Source organism: Pseudomonas cichorii (assembly GCF_019719005.1).
Taxonomy (GTDB): domain Bacteria; phylum Pseudomonadota; class Gammaproteobacteria; order Pseudomonadales; family Pseudomonadaceae; genus Aquipseudomonas; species Aquipseudomonas cichorii_E.
This window is the reverse complement of record NZ_JAIGPJ010000034.1, coordinates 29,973-49,898: the sequence shown is the minus strand read 5'-3', so window position 1 is coordinate 49,898 and position 19,926 is coordinate 29,973. Positions and strand designations below refer to the sequence as shown.

The following is a 19,926-nucleotide window of genomic DNA, read 5'->3' as shown; positions in this document are numbered from 1 at the left end:
CGGGGAAGGTGGATGAAACCTGTAGGGCCGGAGGGGCGAAGCGCAACCCAAGGCGTGGCTCACGGAGCGGGTATGAGCCACGCCACCACCTCAGAAGTGATAGGTCATGCGGGCGAACAGCGTGCGGCCCAGCGGATCGGCATAGCGAGGGTCGTAGCCGGACTGGAAGTTGTAGGCCTGATTGGAGAACGGCGGATCGCGGTCGAACAGGTTGCGGACCCCGGCATCCACATCCAGCACCTTGTCGAAGGTATGCCCGACCGAAAGGTCCCAGAGCGTATACGACGCCACCCGGGCGTTGGTGGTGCGGTCATAATCGTTGTAACCGCTGGTGAAGCGGTTGGTGAGGGAAGCGCGGCTGTTGCCCAGTGACCATGTGCCGGTCAGGACATGTTTCCAGCGCGAGATTACGCCATCGCCCTGAAAGTCCCCGACCTTGTCGGTGTAAGGGCCGTCGATGATGTTCTGGTAGTCGTAGCGGGTCACATAGGTACCGGTCATGCCCAGACCGAACTGGCCGTACGGCGTGTTCGGAAAGCGATAGTCCAGGGTGACGTCCACACCGCTGGTCTTGACGATGCCCAGGTTCGCGTTGCCGGTCACGATATTGGCGATCGAACCATCCGGATTGCGGATGAAGCGGTCGGCGTAGGTGGTGGGGTCGTCGAAGACGGTCGATTCAGGGAACGACTGGATCTGGTTGGAGATGTGAATCCACCATAAATCCAGGCCCATGGAAAGGTTGCTGACCGGCTGGTAGACGAAGCCCAGCGTCACGTTGCGGGCTTTTTCGGGAGCCAGCTCGGTATTGCCGCCACTGTTGTTGAGAAACTGCTGATTGCAGTCGCGTCCGGCATTACCGCCAGGCTGCACGGTGCCGCCTGCGCACAGGGTCGGGTCGTTGTAGTAACCCTGGGTGAAGCTCAGGCTGCGCGGCGCATAAAGCTCATACAGAGAAGGTGCGCGGAAGCCCTCGCTGTAGGCACCTCTGACCACCAGTTGCTTGAACGGCTGGAAGCGGAACGAGTACTTGGGGTTGGTCGTACTGCCGAAGTCGCTGTATTTGTCGTGACGAATGGCAGCGCTCAGTTCCAGGCTGTCGAGGACCGGAACGTTCAATTCGGCGTATTGGGCCTTTACGCTGCGTTCGCCCGAAACACTGCCCGCCGCGTCTGCCCCCAGGCTGCTGACGTCATTGACGAAGGCTTCGTACTCCTGATGCATTTTCTCCTTGCGGTATTCACCGCCCAGCGCCAGGCCGGCCGGTCCGGCACCAAACCAGTCACCGATTTCCCGGCTGATGCGGGCGTCGATACCGGCCACCCGGCCCACGGCACTTGAGTACTTGCCATGGTATTCGTTGGCATCGATCAATGCCTGACCTGCCGCGGTCTGCGGACCGAACGGGTTGATAATGCCGTTGGCCAGACCGGCGATCATGGCCGCATCGCTGATATAGCCGTTGGTGAGTGAGGAAATGACCTTGTTCTGGTTGTATGACGCGCCGACGTTGTAGTCCCAGCCGCTGACCATGCCATCGAAGCTCAGCAGAAAGCGCTGACTGGTGTTCTGGTCGCTGGAACCCCTTGGCCCGGCTGCGGTTTCCCGCCATGCGGTATCGATGGGCTGTGTCGGGTCGAGCACGAAACTGGTCGGCAAGGGTGTGATGCCGTTGCCGGGGTAGTAGGGCGACGAAGCGTCCAGCGACAGGCCGGTCAGGGGGGCCGGGCCGATGTCGGTGTGGTTATTGTTGCGGGCCCAGAAGTATTCGAGGTTGACGTTGTGGTCGTCCGCCAGCTTGCCGGTGGCCTTGCCGAAAAAGGAAGTCTTCTCGGTCTGCGGAATCAGGTCGATGTATTCGCGGGTGCTGAAACGGCAGATGCCGTTGCTGGCGATCAGGCTGGGCCCGTTGCAGTTACCGCCTGCCAGCGGATTCGTGCCATTGTTGCCCTGGTAATAGTTGCCGGGGAAGGCGGTCCCGGAGGTCTGGTTAAGACCGCGTCCCGGCACATAATCCCTGGCGAATGAGCGATCGTTGGCATCCAGATTCTGCTGCTTGTTGTAGTTGAAGACACCCATGACATTGAAGCGGTCTTCTTCAAGGTCACCGAAGCCCCAACTGGCGCTCATGTCCTTGGTGGCTCCGCCGCCACTGTTGGTGGGGGTTTCGCCGCCCAGGCTCAAAGTGCCGTCGGTCATGGATTTTCTGGTGATGAAGTTGATGACCCCGCCGATGGCGTCGGTGCCGTACAGCGCAGAGGCGCCGTCACGCAGCACTTCCACCCGGTCGATGGCGGCAAACGGGATCATGTTCAGGTCGATGGCACTGCCGTTGGGCGTGCCGACACCCGACAGGGCGTTGTTCGCCAGACGGCGACCATTGAGCAGAACCAGCGTCTTGTTTGCACCAATCCCGCGCATGTCGGCGTAGGACGCGCCCCCCGTTCCTGCGCCGACCGAACCGGCACTGTTGTTGATCGACTGGCTGCCGGTGATGCGCTGGACCATTTCCTGAGTGGTGGTCACGCCCTGTTTCTTCAGGTCATCAGCACGCAGGATGGTGATGGGCACGGCCGTCTCGGCATCGACCCTGCGGATCGCCGAACCGGTGACTTCGACACGTTGCAACTGGGTCGTGGCGGGTACGACGGCGGCGCTGGAGGATACGCTTGTACTGCTTGTGTCCGCATCGACGGCATCGGCCGCCTGGGCACCACTCATGCCCATGGCCAGTGCGCAGAGCAGCACACGGGGATGGCGCCGTACCGCAATAGCGAGGGGTTTGAGGGTGCAACCGGGAAGATTCATCAGCATGGTAATTTCCGACTTATTCCAGACGTTATTGAAATGGCCTTGTGAGCCCTCTTTTCCCGATGCGGTTGTGCCCATCAGGAGTTTCACTTCTTCCTTTCCGGCAAGCCGCTCCCCTCCAGGGGCTTTGCTACCCACGGACGAGCGTGCTTACGGAATGCAGTCAGCAGGCTTCGCGCGGCGAAGCCCTCATGTCATTTCGAGGTCATGACGGATATCTTCGTAATGCCCGATCGCTCGATCGAGGCCATTGCCTTGGCCACCTGGCCATAGTTCACGGCCGTGTCGGCCTGCAACTGGACGCGGATTTCCGGGTCTTTGGCTTTTTCGTCCTGCAGGCTTTTTTCCAGCAGTTCGGGGGCAATTTCAGATTTGGCCAGATAGAACTTGCCGTCCTGATCGACGCTGACCACCACCGGGTCTTTCTTTTCGGCCGGTGCCACCGAGTCGGTCTTGGGCAGGTTGACCTTGATCGCATTGGTCATCAGCGGTGTGGTGACGATGAACACCACCAGCAGCACGAGCATCACATCCACCAATGGCGTGACGTTCATTTCGCTGAGCACTTCATCGCTGTCCTGGTTGGAAAAGGCCATTAGCTTGCCTCCCGAACGGAGTGGTTGTGGCGGGTGGCGATGGGTTGGCGCGTGACGGCGAAGGCGCTGCGCTGGGCGAGCGAGTCGAAGTCGTGGGCGAAGTCGTCCATGTCGGCAACGGCCAGCTTCAGGCGGCGCAGGAAGAAGTTGTAGATCAGTACCGCTGGCACCGCGACGGCGATCCCGACCCCGGTGGCAACCAGCGCGTGGCCGATGGGGCCTGCCACCGCTTCAAGGCTGGCCGAACCAGTGAGACCGATACTTTGCAGTGCCTCCATGATGCCCCAGACCGTACCGAACAGGCCTATGAACGGTGCGGTGCTGCCGATACTGGCCAGAATGGCCTGGCCGTTTTCCAGTGCCCGGCGTTCTTTCTGGATCTGTTGGCGTAGATTGCGTTCCAGGCGGTCGGAACGGTTGATGGTATGGGCCAGTTGCTGGGTGGTACGAGGTGCATCTTCGACCGCCATCGCTTCAAAGCCGCTGTTGGCGATACGGGCCAGTGCGCCCGGGTACTGGGAAGCGTGTTCGGCTGCCGTCAGTAGGTCCGGGGCACTCCAGAAGGCCTGGGTGAACTGTTTGTTCTGGGATTTCTGCCTCATGTACTGCGCCGACTTGATCAGCAACAGGGCCCAGCTCAATACGGAAAACAGAATCAGTGCCCAGAGCACGGCGGGGACAATCATGGAGGAAAGCGATGCGTTCATGGTTTACACCTCACCAGCTTGAATAAAGTTGTCGGTTGTTATGCGCCGGATCATTCCGGAAGCTTGAAGTCGATGGTCTGTGTCGCGAAGCCTTCGATAGGCGTGTCACCACGTTTGGCCGGGATGAACTTCCAGTTGCGCACGGCTTCCACGGCGGCTTCGTCCAGTACCGGTTTGCCGCTGGATTGAGTCACCTCGACACTGCCGGCCCGGCCATTGGCCAGAACCTTGATGCGTAGAATCACGCGCCCTTCCCAACTGCGTCGTAACGCCAGCCCCGGATACTCGGGCGGCGGATTGCCAAGGCTGGCTAGCCCTGAAACGGCCGCACTTTCCTTGACCGGCGCCGCAGGTGCTGGAGGTGCGGGCGAAGGTGTCGGCGGTGCCGGGGTACTCGGGGCACTGGGCGCAGGCGGTGTCGGCGGCGCGGGTGGCCTTGGCTTTTGTACGGGCTCCGGTTTCTTGACCGGCTTGGGTTTTTCAACTTTCGGCTTTTCCACCGGTTTGGGCGGTGGCTTGACCGCATCCGGGTCCTCAACCGGTTTTTCTGGCTCTGGTTCAGGGGGCGGAGGTGGCGGCGCAGGTGGAGGTGGCTCCGGAGGCGGCGCTTGCGGTGTCGGAGGTGTCGGACTGGTCAGCTCAATCGTCATTTCCGGAACTTGGGGTGCAACTTCCGCAAGCTCGGCTTTGGCGGTCTGCATGTACCACCAGACCGCACCGTGAATAAGCACCGACGCGGCAATCAACAAGAAAGCCTGTGGTTTATTCAGACTGCCAGGTCGTGAGGTATTGGCTGTAAACGGAATACTCTGCCATGCCGTGTGAACTTCACCGGGCAATGGATCAGGGACCGACTTCAGGGTTGCCGCATCATTCATTAAAGCTCCCTCGGAATAGTTGAAGGGCAATAAAAGTCCGTTCAAACATTTCGCGAATGTTCAAATACTGGAGGGCTGCACATTTAACAGGCGCACGATTCCGTGGAGCCGCAAGTCAGGCTCAATCGGGTAAAAACGGTTTACGGATTATGAAGATGGCATTGAGCGTCCTTTTTCTGATCACGTACCTGAAGGTAGCGATGGTTCCTGAGGGCTAGTTAGCAACCGCTATGCCAGAAACTATCAGGAAGTGGTCTGTAATGGCTGAAATAGAGCGGATGTCGCATTCATGTAATTTTTTATCGAATCCCCGGAAAGTTTGAGCTGTGCCCACTGTTTATCAAGGGGCGAGGCCATCAAGTTGAGGGCGAAAGAATACCCTCTGTTTTTTCAGACGATATCAAAAAGACACTAGTTAAAATCCGGCTGACGGCATGCACCAATCTTGTATGAGTCGAGTCAAGTTGGTGCAGTTAATAATCAAGGGCTCACAGAATATTCTCCTTAGTGAAAGATGATGTGTTTTGAGAATCTTTATAAAAGGCAGGCAAAGTCCGGGCGCTCACTCTGAAAGAGTGGTGGCTATTTGGAGCTAATTGATGGATTGTCGGACGACATTCACTTTATCTAGTTGAATAATTGTTCTTGTCTGAACCTGCGATAGATCGCTGATAAAAAGTGCATGAGTCAAAATTTAACGCAGCATCATCGAGCGCCGATACATTTCGTACAAAGCCTGATGATCCAGGAAAAAGACAGGTCGCTCAGGGCGACAGAAGGTCCTTGCAAGGACGGGCTCGGTCGTAGAGCGAGCGGCGGGGTAGAAAAGACAGCGAGCGCTTATGGGGCACGAGTGGATCTCCTTATCTGATAGAGACACGACTTTTGATCGGGTCTTTGCACTGTTTATGGACGCTGTGACATCCGGTGACTGCACTGTGGTGCGCGATAGGCGTTTTCCATGCAGCAAAACCAGTGATTTTCTGGTACGAGTGTTCCACTAGGAAGAAATGTGCCAACTTGTGTCTGTTTGTAACCGTGGACATACAGATCGTCGCAAACGGGATACCAAAGGATCACTCACGAGGCAGGCGACGGAACCCGAACGACCTTGAGGACACTCACCAGCACCTAAACGTGCACGGAGCGCTCTGAGATGGTCAACTGGTTCGCAGGTATGCTGGGCAATATCAGTGTCAGATCGAAATTGATTCTGGGGTTTATCAGCGTTCTGCTGCTGACGACCCTGATCGCTGCTTTCAGTTGGGTGGAAATCGGTATCCTGCGTGATCGGGGCCAGAAGCTGACGTCCATTTCCCAGCTCAACGAAATGGTGCGGGACATGCGTATTGCGCGGTTGACCTACGCCGTCCAGCCCAGTGCGGATCGAGCGACAGCCGTGCTCAAGGCTAACGATAATCTTGAAACCCATTACGAAGAAGTCAGGGCTCTGCTCAGTCATCCGCAGGATCTGGCCCTGATTTACCGGGCCATGGAGACGACCCAGCGCTACCGCAGTCATTTTCAGGATTTTGTCCGGGCTACCGAGATCCAGGACGAGTCAAAGCTCAGGCAAGCCCAGAGCGGTCTGGACACCGAAGTGGCCAGCCTCTTCGACGCAGGCGGGCAACTGCTGATCAGTCAGACGTCCAAGCGCGACGAAGATATTGCCGAGGCCAGGGTCCTGCTGATCGCTGCGACGGCTTTCGCACTCATTCTCGGCACATTGGCGGCCTGGCTCATCACCCGATCAATTGTGGGGCCGCTGATGGAAACCCTGCGTGCTGCCGAAAGGGTGGCCGCCGGTGACCTGAGTGCCGACATTCCGGTCAATCGCAAGGACGAACTGGGCCTTCTGCAAGCCAGCATGCAGCGCATGACCGTCAACCTGCGCGACCTGATTGGCGGGATTCGTGACGGTGTCGTTCAATTGGCCAGTGCTTCCGAACAGCTCTCGGCAGTCACCGAGCAAACCACCGCAGGGGTTAGCAGCCAGAAGAGCGAGACGGATCAGGTTGCGGTCGCCATGAACCAGATGGCCGCTACTGTTCAGGAAGTGGCTCGCAACGCCGAAGACGCTTCCCACGCCGCTATCGCCGCTCACGACGAAGCCCGCAAGAGCGATGAGGTCGTGCTTCAGGCCATCGACCAGATCGGGCGTCTGGCTGAAGAGGTCAATCACTCGACCGACGCCATGAACGACCTGAGCCGCGAAAGCGACAAGATCGGCACAGTGCTGGACGTGATCAAGTCGGTCGCCCAGCAGACCAATCTCCTGGCCCTCAACGCCGCCATCGAAGCGGCGCGGGCAGGTGCTGCCGGTCGTGGCTTTGCCGTGGTCGCCGACGAAGTCCGAAGCCTCGCCCAGCGCACCCAGGCATCCACTGAGGAAATCGAAGGGCTGGTCAGCAGCCTGCAGAATGGCACTCAGAAAGTCGCCGCGTTCCTCGGCAACAGCCTGTCATTGAGCAAAAGCAGTGTGGAGCTGACTCGCCGGGCCGGAACCTCATTGATGAGCATCAGCCGTTCGGTTTCCACCGTCGAACAGATGAACACTCAGATCGCCGCAGCCGCCGAGCAACAGAGCATCGTCGCCGATGAAATCAACCGCCGGGTGGTGAACGTGCGAGTGATCTCGGAACAGACCTATGTCGCCAGCGGCGAAACCGCCATGTCCAGCACCGAGCTGGCAAGGCTGGGCGGCAGCTTGCAGGCGAGTGTCGGGCGATTCAGATTTTGAGATGAAAGGCGTCTTATTCGGGCTGGGCCGGATCGTCGGCAACCAGCCCGATCCGTTTGCGCCAGAACCAGGTCAGCATCAGCACACCGATTACTGCAATCGGTGTCATCAGATAGATAGGCATCATGCTTTTCGTGTACAGCGATACCCCGGCCATCAGCACCATCATCGAAACGGCCCCCATGACCTTGGCCCGGTAACGGGCGCGATAGAAGTCCAGCCAATAGCGTTGCAGGTTCAGCCGCTGCTGCTCGCGTATGCGTTGGGATCGGGCTGATCGTTTTTTTACCTTCATTGCATGTCCATCCGTGGTCTGGGCGGGGCATTGTCTTGCGCTGTGCTCCCTCGTGCCTACACTGGGATCGTTTTTTTCATAGCCATGATACGAAGCGCGTCTGCGGCATGGCGTGGAATACACAGATGTTTTCATCGGTCAGGGCTCATAAAGGTATAACTGGTGGCCTGCCCTGCGTATTATCGTGGGTTTGAGTCGATGAGCGGACCTGCAGAGCCTCGGTGTACAATCTCTCGAGGATTTAGCACATGCAGATGGGGCTCAAAAAGGCATTTCAGCACCTCAGTGCAGAACGCAGGGTAAGTGCTGAGCCATTCGTTTTTCGTAGCGATTGCCGATCTCGATGAATTCTTATACAGCGCCAATCAGAAAATATAGCGGAGCATGTGAAGTGAGCATGATGAAATGGATTGACTTTCCCAGTCTGGGCGATGAACGAGGAGGGTTGGTCGCTCTGGAAATTGGTATGGAAAAAGCAATACCTTTTGATATTAAACGCGTTTATTACATCTATCGGACCGGCGAAGGTGTCAGTCGCGGGTATCATGCTCACCGTAACCTGAAACAAGTTGCTATCTGTGTTGCCGGACAGTGCCGGATGGTGCTGGACAACGGCAAAGTCCGTGAAGAAACCGTGATGGACAGCCCTACCAGAGGGCTGCTGATCGAAAGTATGGTCTGGCGCGAAATGCATGACTTCAGTGACGACTGCATACTTCTGGTGCTGGCCAGCGAGCATTATGACGAGTCGGATTACATCAGAAATTATGATCGCTTTCTCACGGAGATAAATAATGTCTGAGATTCACGCTCTGGCCGATGTCAAAAGCTCAAGCATTGGTAGTTCGACGCGTATCTGGCAATACTCCGTGGTTCTGGAGGGCGCGGTTATCGGTCGCAACTGTAATATCTGTGCCCATACGCTGATCGAAGGCGATGTCATCGTGGGCGACAATGTGACTGTCAAATCGGGTGTTTTCCTGTGGAGCGGCACTCGCGTGGAAGACAACGTTTTTATTGGTCCCAACGCAACTTTTACCAACGATCCAATGCCCAGATCGAAAGTATATCCCGATGCGTTTCAAGGCATAACGGTCAAGGCCGGGGCAAGTATTGGGGCCAATGCAACATTGCTGCCGGGTATTACCATCGGTAGTAATGCAATGGTAGGGGCAGGTTCTGTGGTCACTAAAGATGTGCCCGACAGCGCTGTTGTAGTAGGCAACCCGGCAAGAATTATCAGGTACCTGGACAAATGATCAGCTTTCTGGATTTGAAAAAAATCAATTCGACGATGCGTGACGAATTGATCGAGTCGTGCACCCGTGTCATTGATTCGGGCTGGTACATCGGCGGTAATGAACTGTCGGCTTTTGAAGAAAGTTTTGCAGCCTACAGCGGTAGCCGGCATTGCATTGGCGTTGCCAACGGCCTTGATGCGCTGAACCTGACGTTGCGTGCCTGGAAAGAGCTGGGGAAACTCAAGGATGGCGATGAAGTCATCGTGCCGGCTAACACCTACATCGCCAGTGTCCTGGCTATCACCGAAAATCGCCTGGTGCCGGTTCTGGTCGAACCCGATGCGAGCACTTACAACCTGTGCCCTGCCAATGCCCGGGCTGCGGTGACTTCCAGAACCCGTGTGCTCATGCCAGTCCACCTGTACGGGCAATTGTCCGACATGACGGCATTGATGGCGCTGGCTGAGGAAAAGGGACTTCTGGTTCTGGAAGACTCAGCCCAGGCTCATGGCGCGAGCTTCAATGGCCGAAGGGCAGGGAGCTGGGGCGATGCTTCGGGCTTCAGCTTTTATCCAGGAAAAAACCTGGGTGCTCTGGGCGATGCGGGCGCTGTTACCACCGACGACGACGAGCTGGCGAAAGTCCTGCGCGCACTGCGCAACTATGGCTCCCATGAAAAGTACAAGAATCTCTACCAGGGCGTGAACAGCCGTCTGGATGAGATTCAGGCAGCCATGCTCAGCGTCAAGCTCAAGTATCTGGATGACCAGACAGCGCGCCGCAGGGAAATTGCCAGAATGTACATGGAGGGTATCAACAACCCTGCCGTAGAACTGCCACTTGCCACCGGCACTTGCCCGTTGTCACTGCACAGCCATGTGTGGCATCTGTTTGTCGTTCAATGCCGACAGCGTGATGTGTTGCAGCAGCATCTGGCCGCGCAAGGTATTCAAACCATCATTCACTACCCGATTCCTGTCCATCAGCAGCAGGCTTACAAAGAGCTCAATGGCCACAGCTATCCAGTGACCGAGAAGATCCATCAGCAAGTCCTGAGTTTGCCAATGAGTCCTGAAATGACATCGGCTGAAGTCGAACTGGTCATCGCAGCCGTTAATAATTTTTCTTGCGAAGAGTGACTCAATGATTCAGTTGCTAGGCCGTCTTTGGAAGTGTTTTACACTCAAAAGAAAGCTGCAGTTCTTTGTGATCCTCGGGCTCATGGTGGTTGCATCGCTTGCGGAAATAGTCAGCATCGGAGCCATCGTTCCCTTTCTGGCTGTCCTGATCAATCCCGAGAAGCTACTGAGCCAGCCGCTGGTGGGTGATCTCTTTGCCGCCATGGGAATCGACTCTGCCAACGGGCTTTTATTGCCGTTGACCGTCATTTTTGCTGCCGCGGCCATATTCTCCGGTGTCAGTCGTTTTGTGCTGATGTGGGCGCAGAACAGGCTGAGTTCGGCCGTCGGTGGCGATCTGGCAGGCGATATATACAAGACGGTTATTCATCAGCCTTACAGCAAGCACATCTCCAGAAACAGCAGTGAAGTGATCACTGCCATTTTCAACAAGGTCGATACCGTGGTGCGGGAGTTTCTTTTTCCCTCCCTGACCATTGTCAGCTCGGCTTTCATGATGTTGGCAATTCTTGTGATCGTCCTGGCCATCCAGCCGGTTGTCGCCTTTCTCGCCTTTGCAAGTTTTGGCGGGGTTTACCTGGCGGTTGTACTGGTGACCAGGAAGCAGTTGAGAAAAGACAGTCTGGTGGTGAGCGTCACTTCCGATCGGCTGTTGAAGTTGATGAGTGAAAGTCTTGAAGGTATTCGGGACGTGATCATCGACTCGTCTCAGCGTACCTATCGCAAGGACTTCGATAGCGCCGATTACAAGCTGCGTCGGGCCAAGGCCAATATCCAGATCATCGCGAACTCACCTCGATTCGCTATCGAGTCGTTCGGCATGCTGATGATTGCGATTTTTGCCTATTGGCTTGCGCAGTTGCCTGGTGGACTGCTTGCATCCATCCCTATGCTGGGCGCGCTGGCTCTGGCGGCGCAACGCCTGCTTCCGGTGCTGCAGCAATCCTATGCTGCCTGGGCCTGTATCAGCGGTGCGCAGGATTCCTTGCGAGATGTATTGGACCTTCTGCCAGAAGAGCGTAATGACGTCGAAATCGAAACGACGCGCATTCCTCTGGATTTCAACGATCGTCTGTCGCTGGAGAATGTCTCGTATCGCTATGGGAACGATGCGCCGTGGGTGTTGAAAAACATCAGCCTGAATATTCCCAAAGGTTCGCGTGTAGGTCTGATGGGGGCCACGGGCAGTGGAAAAAGTACCCTGATCGATATTCTGATGGGGTTGCTGACTCCAACGGACGGTGTCTTTGCGGTCGACGGTGTCGAGGTGAATACGGACAACAGTCGCAACTGGCAGGGGAATATTGCCCACGTGCCACAGCAGATATTTCTGTCTGACGCTTCAGTGGCTGAAAACATCGCCTTCGGGGTGCCTTACGAAAATATCGATTTCGATCGCGTGAAGCGAGCCGCCGCCAAGGCGCAAATTTCCGATGTCATCGAATCGTGGTCTGCTGGTTATGAGACTCCGGTGGGAGAGCGAGGTGTCTTTCTCTCCGGCGGACAGCGCCAGCGCATTGCGATAGCGCGTGCTTTCTATAAAGAAGCCAGCGTTATCATTCTGGATGAAGCGACCAGTGCGCTGGACAGTAAAACCGAGCAGGAAGTCATGCGCGCTGTTGATGATCTGGGGGATGGCACGACGTTGATCGTCATTGCGCACCGTCTTAATACGCTGGAGACCTGTGATACTGTTATCGAGGTCGAAGGTGGAACAGTGGTAAGGTATGGCTCTTATGAGTCTGTGTGCGGCGTCGTTCGTTAGTTTTAAATGAGCGAGGGGCATGGGCTTTTGTCCGGCAAGACCTCGCTACGCATATCGTCGATGTTAGAAACATTCATGCGCCCTGCTTTGAAGCAGGGCGCAGGTGCATCTGCAAGGTGGGAAGTGGCCGCTGCAAGATGCGCCTGATAGCTGAAAAACAGAATTGAGTGGAAGTCTATCCAAATGGATGGGTTTACTGCTTTGAGAATCAGGGGGCAGCAGTCAGAAATGCATGGCTATTTCAGGCTCTCCCCCGGCGGTTTACGTTGGAGTGGGTCATGAGTGATAACGTTGGCAGGGTGAGTGGGAAGGATTGCACAATCATTGTTAACTCCTGCGACAGTTATGAAGATGTGTGGCTCCCTTTTTTCTACTCACTCAAGGAGATGTGGCCTGACTGTGACTGTCGGGTCATATTGAACACGGAGCGTAAAAGTTTCGAGTTTGACGGGTTTCAGGTACGTACACTGAAACTGTCGGCTGATGAAGCCAAGCGACCTTGGGGCTGGCGGTTACGCAAAGCTCTGGCCCTGGTGGAAACGGAATTTGTTATCACTCTGTTTGATGATTTCATCCTGGAGTCTCCCGTCAATCAGTCGAAAATAGCTGACTGCATCCGGGCCATGAAAGAACGCTCCGAAATCGCTGTTTTTTATTTCAGCAATATTCCTGGCGTGAACAGGGTTGAAGGCGAGTTTGATGGTTTTGAAGTGGTAGGAGCGCGAGATGACTACCGCTTGAATTCTGCGCCTGCTCTCTGGAGAACCCGTAAGCTTGTCGAGTTTACCGGTGAAGTTGACTCGCCTTGGGCGTGGGAATTTTTCGGTAGCGCGCGGACATATGGCGGCGGCGACACTTTTTACTGTGCCCAGATCGGCAAGGAAGATACGTTTGTCTACAACTACACGCTTGGCGGCGCGATCCGTCGAGGGAAGTGGGTGCCTAGCGTTATTACACCTGTACTGAAGAAGTATGATTTGCCGATTGACATCAATAAAAGGGGTGTGGCAAGTGAGTCTTTGTCGGATGGAAAGTACAGCTTGAAATGGAAAGTCGATTTTTTTGTACTCGGCTTCAAGATGGTTGGTTTTAAGGCTTTCATCTTCTTGTACAGAGTGTTGGCAAAGAAATTGAGTGAAGGTGTTTCTCGTGGCTAAGAAGAAATTTACATTTGGTGTTTTGACGTTTAATCACGAGCTTTATATTGTCGAGCACCTCGAAAGCATAAGATTTCTGATAGAAAGCTTCGGTGCCGACTACGATTTTTGTCTGGTTATCGCGGATGACTGTTCCCGGGATAAAACCATTGAGCTGGTAAATCGCTGGCTGTCTGTTCATGGTCATCTGTTTCATGATGTCAAGGTTCTGGACCATTCAAAAAACAATGGTACCTGCTTTAACTACACCCGTATCTGGCCCCATGTTGAGGGTGAACTTTTCAAAATTACCGCTGGCGATGATGTCTATTCGTGTGTGAATCTTTTTGAAGAGGCCGAACAGTTAAGCACTCATGACTATTATTCAGGTCTGCCGCTGCTGTTGATCGATGGTGAGATTATCAATTCACCTTCGACCCTGTTCCATATCCTGGCTTCTGATACTCTCTATAAAGACAAACCGTTCATGGCGCGTCTGAAAAACATCAGCAGCATCAATACGCCCAATCTCTTCTGCAATAAAAAGCTTCTGCTGAATGATGAGCTTTGCCAGTTCATCAATAGCTACAGTGTTACTGAAGATTTTCCTATGTTGGTAAAGACTGCCGAGCTTTATGGAAATGTCAGTTTTCACCAGTCCAGTAAAGTGTATGTGTACTACCGGCGCACATCAGGATCGACGTATCTTGTCAGGGGGTCGGACTTCGACAAGGACAAGCTGAATATTTTCAACCACCTGCTCTCTCTGGAGAAAGGCTGGTTCGGACGTATTCTCTTGAAGAATCGCCTGTATTGCTACAACCTGGATAATGGGTTTTTGAAAAAGCTGCTCAATCTGAACTACTATGTTTATCTGCTTCGATTGGTGACACGACTCGTGCCAACCTTGAAGCGGTATTCCGAGTCGACTCCCGATGTAGCTCGCCACAAGTCCCACTATGAGCTGGTCAGCAAAAGGGCGTCTGATTTTCATGCAGGGCACAGCCAGGCATGATTAAGCAGCGGATGAACTTGAAGTTTCTGGATGTTGGAAAAGGTTTAAACTTCTTCGGTGGGCTGGATGAAAACTGCTAAATTTTACATACCGCTTTTACTTGTGGAAAGCTACCTGCTCTTCACGCTGTGGCTGTTTTTTTTCGGCCCGGTGATCTGGCCCGTCGAAAACAAAAAAGAATTCCTTTTTGTCGTATCCCTGTATCACGCGTTTTTTATCGCCGGGTATCTTCTGTCTTGCCGTTTTTCGCTAAAACAGCCGGTCAGGGCTGTTGAGCCGAGAGGTGATAATCTGTTTTTGAGATATTACTGGATTATTATCGTCTTCGCTTTCATTGCGATGGTTATCCTTCATCGTAATACGACGCTTTCCAGATCATATTTCCCCACCGGTTTTTTCTCGGAGTTGCTTAAGGGGTTATTGGCGCCTGCCGAGGTGAGGAGTTTTTATGCTTCTGCTGCCTCAAGAGAAGGGTTTTCGGGGAATGCCTATGTCACAGGGATGCTCCTGTTGTTCGGAGTGTTCAAGTACGTCCTGTTACCAGGCCTGGTGTTCTTCTGGGACCGGCTGAGTACCACGCGCAAAATTGTGGGCTTTCTGGTGGTCATGCTTCCGTTGTGCACGGGCATCATCTCCAGTCTGAGCGCAATCAATTTTTATTACCTTTTTGTTGTGTCGGTTTGCTTGTTTGGTGTTGTTATTTCGAATAAGTCTGCCGGATTTTTTGTCGAACTCGGACGGCGCAAGACCTTTCTGTTCTTCCTGGTCTTTATATTCCTGTTCTCGTTCTGGCAGTTTTATAGCGTCAAATCCGGAGTGTCGCCTTACAAAGTTTTCTTTGAAGACGAAAAGCCAATTTCGTTCAGCTATTTGAATGAAACGGGAAGTGTGTTCAAAAGCGATCTGGATCCGGCTGAGAAAGCCAAGGATGCAGGCTTGCCTGTGAAAGACACTGCTCCAGCCGTACCGGAAAGCGTCGATATTACTGTGCGGCCTGCCAAGACCAATGTTGTGGCCTTGCCAGCGACGGTTGATGACAAGGGGGCTACACCGAAGAGCAATACAGCACCTTTGCCGACAAAGGCGATGACTCCGGAGTTGCCTGCGAAGATTGAAACTGTAGCCCTGCCACAGATTGCCAAAGTGGCAGATGTGCCTGCCCAGGTCGCAGTCGCAGTCGTACCTGAGAAGTCCAACCTTACCGACTTCTATGAGAAGCTGACCGTCTATCTGGTTCAGGGCTACCAGGGCGTATCCATTGCGCTTGGAGAGAAATTCGATAGCTCATATGGCATCGGGCATTCGGTATTCCTGCAGCGTGTTTTCGCCGAGCACCTTGGCATTGATGTAAGGGACAGAACGTTCCAGCGCAAAATTACCGCACGGTGGGACGAGAATGTTTACTGGCATTCGTTCTACAGCTACATGGCAAATGATGTCGGCTTCTTTGGCGTGTCGATTGTCATGTTGATCCTGGGCTGGTATTTCGCAAACGTTTACCTTGCCGTGGTCAATGATGATGACTTCTTTGCGAAGATGCTGCTGCCGTTATTTGCCATCATGTTCCTGTATATCCCGGCGAATAATCAGATTTTCAGCTTTCTGGAAACCATGATTTCGTTCTGGATACTCACGGCGCTCTATATTTTTCACAGGCGTCGTACCGCTGTCCGGCATGCTCAAGGCTTCACTGAAGTGAGCGCGGCCCAGCAAGTCTAGAGTTCGTATCAAGTGACTTCATACCCCACCGGTTTCAAGGTGGGGTTTGCGCTTGCAAATCACGAGCAGGAAAACAGTCCGTCAGCCTGGGCGGTGATTGAGGTGCAAGAGAGTTTTCGGCTGAAGCGGCAACCCTTGGGACCAAGGGAAAGGAAGATGGCGCACTCGGCGGGATTCGAACCCACGACCCCTGCCTTCGGAGGGCAGTACTCTATCCAGCTGAGCTACGAGTGCAACGCGGGCGCCATGATACTCATCTGACGGGCGGGCGTCCATGCTGGCTTTAGCTTCTGGCGGGAAATCGCGACTTTTGCTTCTGTGGTTTCACATCTATGCTTTTTTGGCGGCCCGGGGTGTAATGCGCCAAGTGGCGAAGGCCCTGATGTGGCAGCGGTTTCCCAGGAGATGTCCATGCCCGACTCAATCGTAAACGCGCAGATTACCGATGCTGTCACCCAGGCCAACGTCAAGGTGCTGGGTGAGTCTCCGCCCATGGCCATGAGCACTCTGTACCAATCCATGTCCCAGGCAACGGCGATTCTGTTTCAGAACGCTGTGTCCGCGCAGCAGCAACAGAACACCCTGTCTCAGGCTGCTGCCAATCAGGGGATCATGCAGATCTATAACGTCGACACCTGCGCTGCCAAGGCGACCGAGGCGGTTGGCCAGTCCGGAGCGCCTGACAACCTTGCAAGCCTGCTGACGGTGCTCAAGAGCTTCCAATAGCCAGGGACGTTCATCTTTCCATTGTCAGCCTGTTCTTTTTTTTGAACAGGCTATTGTCCTTTATCCCGGCAGTCCCTAGGATTCGTTTGAGATTTCAAACGCTCTTGTTCGGTCTTCCCGTTTTTTCGCGATGTGCGTCGCTGGGACCGATGGAATGTTTTCCTGGCGATGGCTTCCAAATGAGGCACATCGATATTCAATTGTTCGCTCCGCCCTTGTGCGGTGCTGTTTAGGAGGCCGACATGCAGCTCAAAGATTCCAAACTGTTCCGCCAGCAAGCCTATATCAACGGCCAGTGGCTGGATGCGGACGGTGGTCAGACGATCAAGGTCAACAACCCGGCAACCAATGAAATTCTCGGCACCGTGCCCAAGATGGGTGCTGCCGAAACCCGTCGTGCCATCGAGGCCGCCGACAAGGCGCTGCCGGCCTGGCGTGCTCTGACCGCTAAAGAGCGTGGCAACAAGCTGCGCCGCTGGTTCGAGTTGATGATTGAGAACCAGGATGACCTGGGCCGTCTGATGACCCTGGAGCAAGGCAAGCCACTGGCCGAGGCCAAAGGCGAGATCGCTTATGCAGCTTCCTTCATCGAGTGGTTTGCCGAAGAAGCCAAGCGTGTCTATGGCGACGTGATTCCGGGCCATCAGCCAGACAAGCGCCTGATCGTGCTCAAGCAGCCGATTGGTGTAACCGCTGCCATTACCCCGTGGAACTTCCCGGCGGCGATGATCACCCGCAAGGCCGGTCCTGCCCTGGCTGCCGGCTGCACCATGGTGCTCAAGCCCGCTTCGCAGACCCCTTATTCTGCACTGGCCCTGGCTGAGCTGGCTGAACGTGCTGGCATCCCTGCTGGCGTGTTCAGCGTGGTGACGGGCAGCGCTGGCGATATCGGCAGCGAGCTGACTGGCAACCCGATCGTGCGCAAGCTGTCCTTTACCGGCTCGACCGAAATCGGTCGCCAGTTGATGGCTGAATGTGCGCAGGACATCAAGAAAGTGTCGCTGGAGCTGGGCGGTAACGCGCCCTTCATCGTGTTCGACGATGCTGACCTGGACAAGGCAGTCGATGGCGCGATCATCTCCAAGTACCGCAACAACGGCCAGACCTGCGTCTGCGCCAACCGTATCTATGTGCAGGACGCCGTTTACGATGCGTTCGCCGAGAAGCTCCAGGCCGCAGTTGCCAAGCTCAAGATCGGTAACGGTCTGGAAGAAGGCATTACCACTGGCCCGCTGATCGACGAGAAGGCCGTTGCCAAGGTTAAAGAGCATATTGCCGATGCTGTCGGCAAAGGCGCGAAAGTGCTGTTCGGCGGCAATAGCCTGGAAGGGACCTTCTTTGAGCCGACCATTCTGGTCAATGTGCCCAAGGATGCCGCTGTGGCGAAGGAAGAAACCTTCGGCCCGCTGGCGCCGCTGTTCCGCTTCAAGGACGAGGCCGAAGTGATTGCAATGGCCAACGATACCGAGTTCGGTCTGGCTTCCTACTTCTATGCCCAGAACATGAGCCGCGTGTTCCGTGTAGCCGAAGCGCTGGAGTACGGCATGGTGGGTATCAACACCGGCCTGATCTCCAACGAGCTGGCTCCGTTCGGTGGCATCAAGTCTTCGGGCCTGGGCCGGGAAGGCTCCAAGTACGGCATCGAAGACTACCTGGAAATCAAATACCTTTGCCTGAGCGTTTGACGCTGCGGGCTTGACCGGTAGCCGGGCGTTGCAGCAGTCGATCATCGTATGCTGCTGCAGCTCACCCCGGCTGCTTAATCCTTGAACTACGCCGACCGATGAGCGGCGAATGAGGAATACATGAGCAATACAAACGAATCCTTGATGCAACGCCGCCAGAACGCTGTCCCACGTGGCGTTGGTCAGATCCACCCGATCTTTGCCGCATCGGCAAAGAACGCCACCGTTACCGACGTCGAAGGTCGTGAGTTCATCGACTTCGCGGGCGGTATCGCGGTACTGAACACCGGTCACCTGCACCCGAAAATCATCGCCGCCGTGCAAGAGCAACTGACCAAGCTGTCTCACACCTGCTTCCAGGTACTGGCTTACGAGCCGTATGTAGAGCTGTGCGAAAAAATCAACGCACGGGTTCCTGGTGATTTCGCCAAGAAAACCCTGCTGGTGACCACAGGCTCCGAGGCCGTGGAAAACGCCGTCAAGATCGCTCGCGCAGCGACTGGCCGCGCAGGCGTGATTGCCTTCACCGGTGCCTATCACGGTCGTACCATGATGACCCTGGGGCTGACTGGTAAAGTCGTGCCTTACTCGGCCGGCATGGGCCTGATGCCGGGCGGTGTGTTCCGCGCCCTTTACCCGTGCGAACTGCATGGCGTGAGCGTTGATGACTCCATCGCCAGCATCGAGCGCATCTTCAAGAACGATGCAGAGCCCAAGGATATTGCTGCCATCATCATCGAGCCTGTGCAGGGCGAAGGTGGTTTCTATGTGGCACCGAAGGCGTTCATGCTGCGTCTGCGCGAGTTGTGCGACAAGCACGGCATTCTGCTGATCGCTGACGAAGTGCAGACTGGCGCTGGCCGTACCGGCACCTTCTTCGCCATGGAGCAGATGGGCGTTGCTGCCGATCTGACCACTTTTGCCAAGTCCATCGCAGGCGGTTTCCCGCTGGCGGGCGTTTGCGGCAAGGCCGAGTACATGGATGCCATCGCTCCAGGCGGTCTGGGCGGCACTTATGCCGGCAGCCCCGTAGCCTGTGCCGCGGCCCTGGCTGTTCTGGAAGTGTTTGAAGAGGAAAACCTGCTGGCGCGCTGCAACACAGTGGGTGAGCACCTGGTTTCCGGTCTGAAAGCCATCCAGGCCAAATACCCGGTCATCGGCGAAGTTCGTGCCCTGGGCGCAATGATCGCTGTCGAGCTTTTTGAAGACGGTGACAGCCACAAGCCAAACGCTGCTGCTGTCGCTCAGGTTGTGGCCAAGGCCCGTGACAAGGGGCTGATCCTGCTGTCGTGCGGTACTTATGGCAACGTCCTGCGCGTTCTGGTGCCTCTGACGGCCGAGGATGAGCTGCTGAACAAAGGTCTGGCTATTCTGGAAGAGTGTTTCGCAGAGCTGGCCTGAAAAAGTGCGGTTACAGATTGAGTGATTTGTGACCAGACAGACAGAAAAAACCCTGCCTCGGCAGGGTTTTTT

Annotated in this window: 16 protein-coding genes and 1 tRNA gene; 11 read left to right on the top strand and 6 right to left on the bottom strand. The window is 55.3% G+C overall.

The genetic code is table 11. From position 1 onward, the window contains the following. Positions 1-90: 90 nt before the first annotated feature. The 4 genes from K5D32_RS20765 to K5D32_RS20750 form a co-directional block, all read right to left on the bottom strand. Positions 91-2,814 carry a TonB-dependent receptor gene (locus K5D32_RS20765; protein WP_221601663.1) on the bottom strand — a complete coding sequence of 908 codons (2,724 nt, stop codon included), beginning with the start codon at positions 2,812-2,814 and terminating at the stop codon, positions 91-93. A gap of 191 nt (positions 2,815-3,005) precedes the next feature. Next, a complete protein-coding gene (locus K5D32_RS20760) occupies positions 3,006-3,407 on the bottom strand; it encodes a biopolymer transporter ExbD (protein WP_198728112.1) in 402 nt (133 codons plus the stop codon). After that, entirely contained in the window at positions 3,407-4,093 is a 687-nt protein-coding gene (locus K5D32_RS20755) for a MotA/TolQ/ExbB proton channel family protein (RefSeq protein ID WP_038399729.1), read from the bottom strand. The genes K5D32_RS20760 and K5D32_RS20755 overlap by 1 nt, the downstream gene beginning before the upstream one ends. Positions 4,094-4,164: 71 nt before the next feature. Then, entirely contained in the window at positions 4,165-4,992 is an 828-nt protein-coding gene (locus K5D32_RS20750) for an energy transducer TonB (RefSeq protein ID WP_221601661.1), read from the bottom strand. A 1,156-nt stretch (positions 4,993-6,148) separates the two neighbouring features. Between K5D32_RS20750 and K5D32_RS20745 the strand changes: the two genes are divergently transcribed. Next, positions 6,149-7,732: a methyl-accepting chemotaxis protein gene (locus tag K5D32_RS20745; protein WP_221575481.1), complete on the top strand. Its 1,584-nt coding sequence runs from the start codon at positions 6,149-6,151 to the stop codon at positions 7,730-7,732. 13 nt (positions 7,733-7,745) lie between these two features. Here the strand turns inward: K5D32_RS20745 and K5D32_RS20740 are convergent, their stop codons facing one another. Then, complete coding sequence (locus tag K5D32_RS20740) at positions 7,746-8,027, bottom strand: hypothetical protein (protein WP_221575482.1); 282 nt, start codon at positions 8,025-8,027, stop codon at positions 7,746-7,748. 397 nt (positions 8,028-8,424) lie between these two features. On the opposite strand from K5D32_RS20740, the gene K5D32_RS20735 reads away from it, so the two are divergent. From K5D32_RS20735 to K5D32_RS20705, 7 genes are all read left to right on the top strand, one after another. Next, complete coding sequence (locus K5D32_RS20735; RefSeq protein WP_260407481.1) at positions 8,425-8,829, top strand: FdtA/QdtA family cupin domain-containing protein; 405 nt, start codon at positions 8,425-8,427, stop codon at positions 8,827-8,829. After that, on the top strand, positions 8,822-9,286 hold the full coding sequence (locus K5D32_RS20730; RefSeq protein ID WP_025258042.1) for an acyltransferase: 465 nt from the start codon (positions 8,822-8,824) through the stop codon (positions 9,284-9,286). Before K5D32_RS20735 ends, K5D32_RS20730 begins: the two co-directional genes overlap by 8 nt. Continuing rightward, the gene (locus tag K5D32_RS20725) at positions 9,283-10,407 is read left to right on the top strand and encodes a DegT/DnrJ/EryC1/StrS aminotransferase family protein (protein ID WP_221601657.1); all 1,125 of its coding nucleotides are present in this window, start codon (positions 9,283-9,285) and stop codon (positions 10,405-10,407) included. Before K5D32_RS20730 ends, K5D32_RS20725 begins: the two co-directional genes overlap by 4 nt. 4 nt (positions 10,408-10,411) lie before the next feature. After that, positions 10,412-12,172, top strand: coding sequence for an ABC transporter ATP-binding protein (locus K5D32_RS20720; protein WP_221601655.1), 1,761 nt, complete (start codon positions 10,412-10,414; stop codon positions 12,170-12,172). 278 nt (positions 12,173-12,450) lie between these two features. Further along, positions 12,451-13,329 carry a hypothetical protein gene (locus tag K5D32_RS20715; RefSeq protein WP_221601653.1) on the top strand — a complete coding sequence of 293 codons (879 nt, stop codon included), beginning with the start codon at positions 12,451-12,453 and terminating at the stop codon, positions 13,327-13,329. Continuing rightward, on the top strand, positions 13,322-14,323 hold the full coding sequence (locus K5D32_RS20710; RefSeq protein WP_221601651.1) for a glycosyltransferase family A protein: 1,002 nt from the start codon (positions 13,322-13,324) through the stop codon (positions 14,321-14,323). The genes K5D32_RS20715 and K5D32_RS20710 overlap by 8 nt, the downstream gene beginning before the upstream one ends. A gap of 66 nt (positions 14,324-14,389) precedes the next feature. Continuing rightward, entirely contained in the window at positions 14,390-16,042 is a 1,653-nt protein-coding gene (locus K5D32_RS20705) for a hypothetical protein (protein WP_221601649.1), read from the top strand. A gap of 157 nt (positions 16,043-16,199) precedes the next feature. On the opposite strand, the gene K5D32_RS20700 is transcribed toward K5D32_RS20705, so the two are convergent. After that, positions 16,200-16,276: transfer RNA gene (locus K5D32_RS20700), tRNA-Arg, on the bottom strand. Positions 16,277-16,447: 171 nt separating this feature from the next. Between K5D32_RS20700 and K5D32_RS20695 the strand changes: the two genes are divergently transcribed. The 3 genes from K5D32_RS20695 (at position 16,448) to gabT (ending at position 19,854) form a co-directional block, all read left to right on the top strand. Then, complete coding sequence (locus tag K5D32_RS20695; RefSeq protein WP_409372886.1) at positions 16,448-16,768, top strand: RebB family R body protein; 321 nt, start codon at positions 16,448-16,450, stop codon at positions 16,766-16,768. A 242-nt stretch (positions 16,769-17,010) separates the two neighbouring features. Further along, the gene (gabD, locus tag K5D32_RS20690; protein ID WP_216704643.1) at positions 17,011-18,453 is read left to right on the top strand and encodes an NADP-dependent succinate-semialdehyde dehydrogenase; all 1,443 of its coding nucleotides are present in this window, start codon (positions 17,011-17,013) and stop codon (positions 18,451-18,453) included. A 120-nt stretch (positions 18,454-18,573) separates the two neighbouring features. Beyond that, positions 18,574-19,854 (top strand): 4-aminobutyrate--2-oxoglutarate transaminase, encoded by a 1,281-nt coding sequence (gene gabT, locus K5D32_RS20685; RefSeq protein WP_025258050.1) that lies wholly within the window; start codon positions 18,574-18,576, stop codon positions 19,852-19,854. Positions 19,855-19,926 lie beyond the last annotated feature (72 nt).

Bases quoted from the DNA above. Each gene is read 5' to 3' on its own strand.
- K5D32_RS20760 (WP_198728112.1), bottom strand. From the start codon at position 3,407: ATGGCCTTTTCCAACCAGGACAGCGATGAAGTGCTCAGCGAAATGAAC.
- K5D32_RS20720 (WP_221601655.1), top strand. From the start codon at position 10,412: ATGATTCAGTTGCTAGGCCGTCTTTGGAAGTGTTTTACACTCAAAAGA.
- gabD (WP_216704643.1), top strand. From the start codon at position 17,011: ATGCAGCTCAAAGATTCCAAACTGTTCCGCCAGCAAGCCTATATCAAC.
- K5D32_RS20765 (WP_221601663.1), bottom strand. From the start codon at position 2,814: ATGCTGATGAATCTTCCCGGTTGCACCCTCAAACCCCTCGCTATTGCG.
- K5D32_RS20740 (WP_221575482.1), bottom strand. From the start codon at position 8,027: ATGAAGGTAAAAAAACGATCAGCCCGATCCCAACGCATACGCGAGCAG.
- K5D32_RS20695 (WP_409372886.1), top strand. From the start codon at position 16,448: ATGTCCATGCCCGACTCAATCGTAAACGCGCAGATTACCGATGCTGTC.
- K5D32_RS20730 (WP_025258042.1), top strand. From the start codon at position 8,822: ATGTCTGAGATTCACGCTCTGGCCGATGTCAAAAGCTCAAGCATTGGT.
- gabT (WP_025258050.1), top strand. From the start codon at position 18,574: ATGAGCAATACAAACGAATCCTTGATGCAACGCCGCCAGAACGCTGTC.
- K5D32_RS20705 (WP_221601649.1), top strand. From the start codon at position 14,390: ATGAAAACTGCTAAATTTTACATACCGCTTTTACTTGTGGAAAGCTAC.
- K5D32_RS20750 (WP_221601661.1), bottom strand. From the start codon at position 4,992: ATGAATGATGCGGCAACCCTGAAGTCGGTCCCTGATCCATTGCCCGGT.
- K5D32_RS20735 (WP_260407481.1), top strand. From the start codon at position 8,425: ATGATGAAATGGATTGACTTTCCCAGTCTGGGCGATGAACGAGGAGGG.
- K5D32_RS20725 (WP_221601657.1), top strand. From the start codon at position 9,283: ATGATCAGCTTTCTGGATTTGAAAAAAATCAATTCGACGATGCGTGAC.
- K5D32_RS20745 (WP_221575481.1), top strand. From the start codon at position 6,149: ATGGTCAACTGGTTCGCAGGTATGCTGGGCAATATCAGTGTCAGATCG.
- K5D32_RS20715 (WP_221601653.1), top strand. From the start codon at position 12,451: ATGAGTGATAACGTTGGCAGGGTGAGTGGGAAGGATTGCACAATCATT.
- K5D32_RS20755 (WP_038399729.1), bottom strand. From the start codon at position 4,093: ATGATTGTCCCCGCCGTGCTCTGGGCACTGATTCTGTTTTCCGTATTG.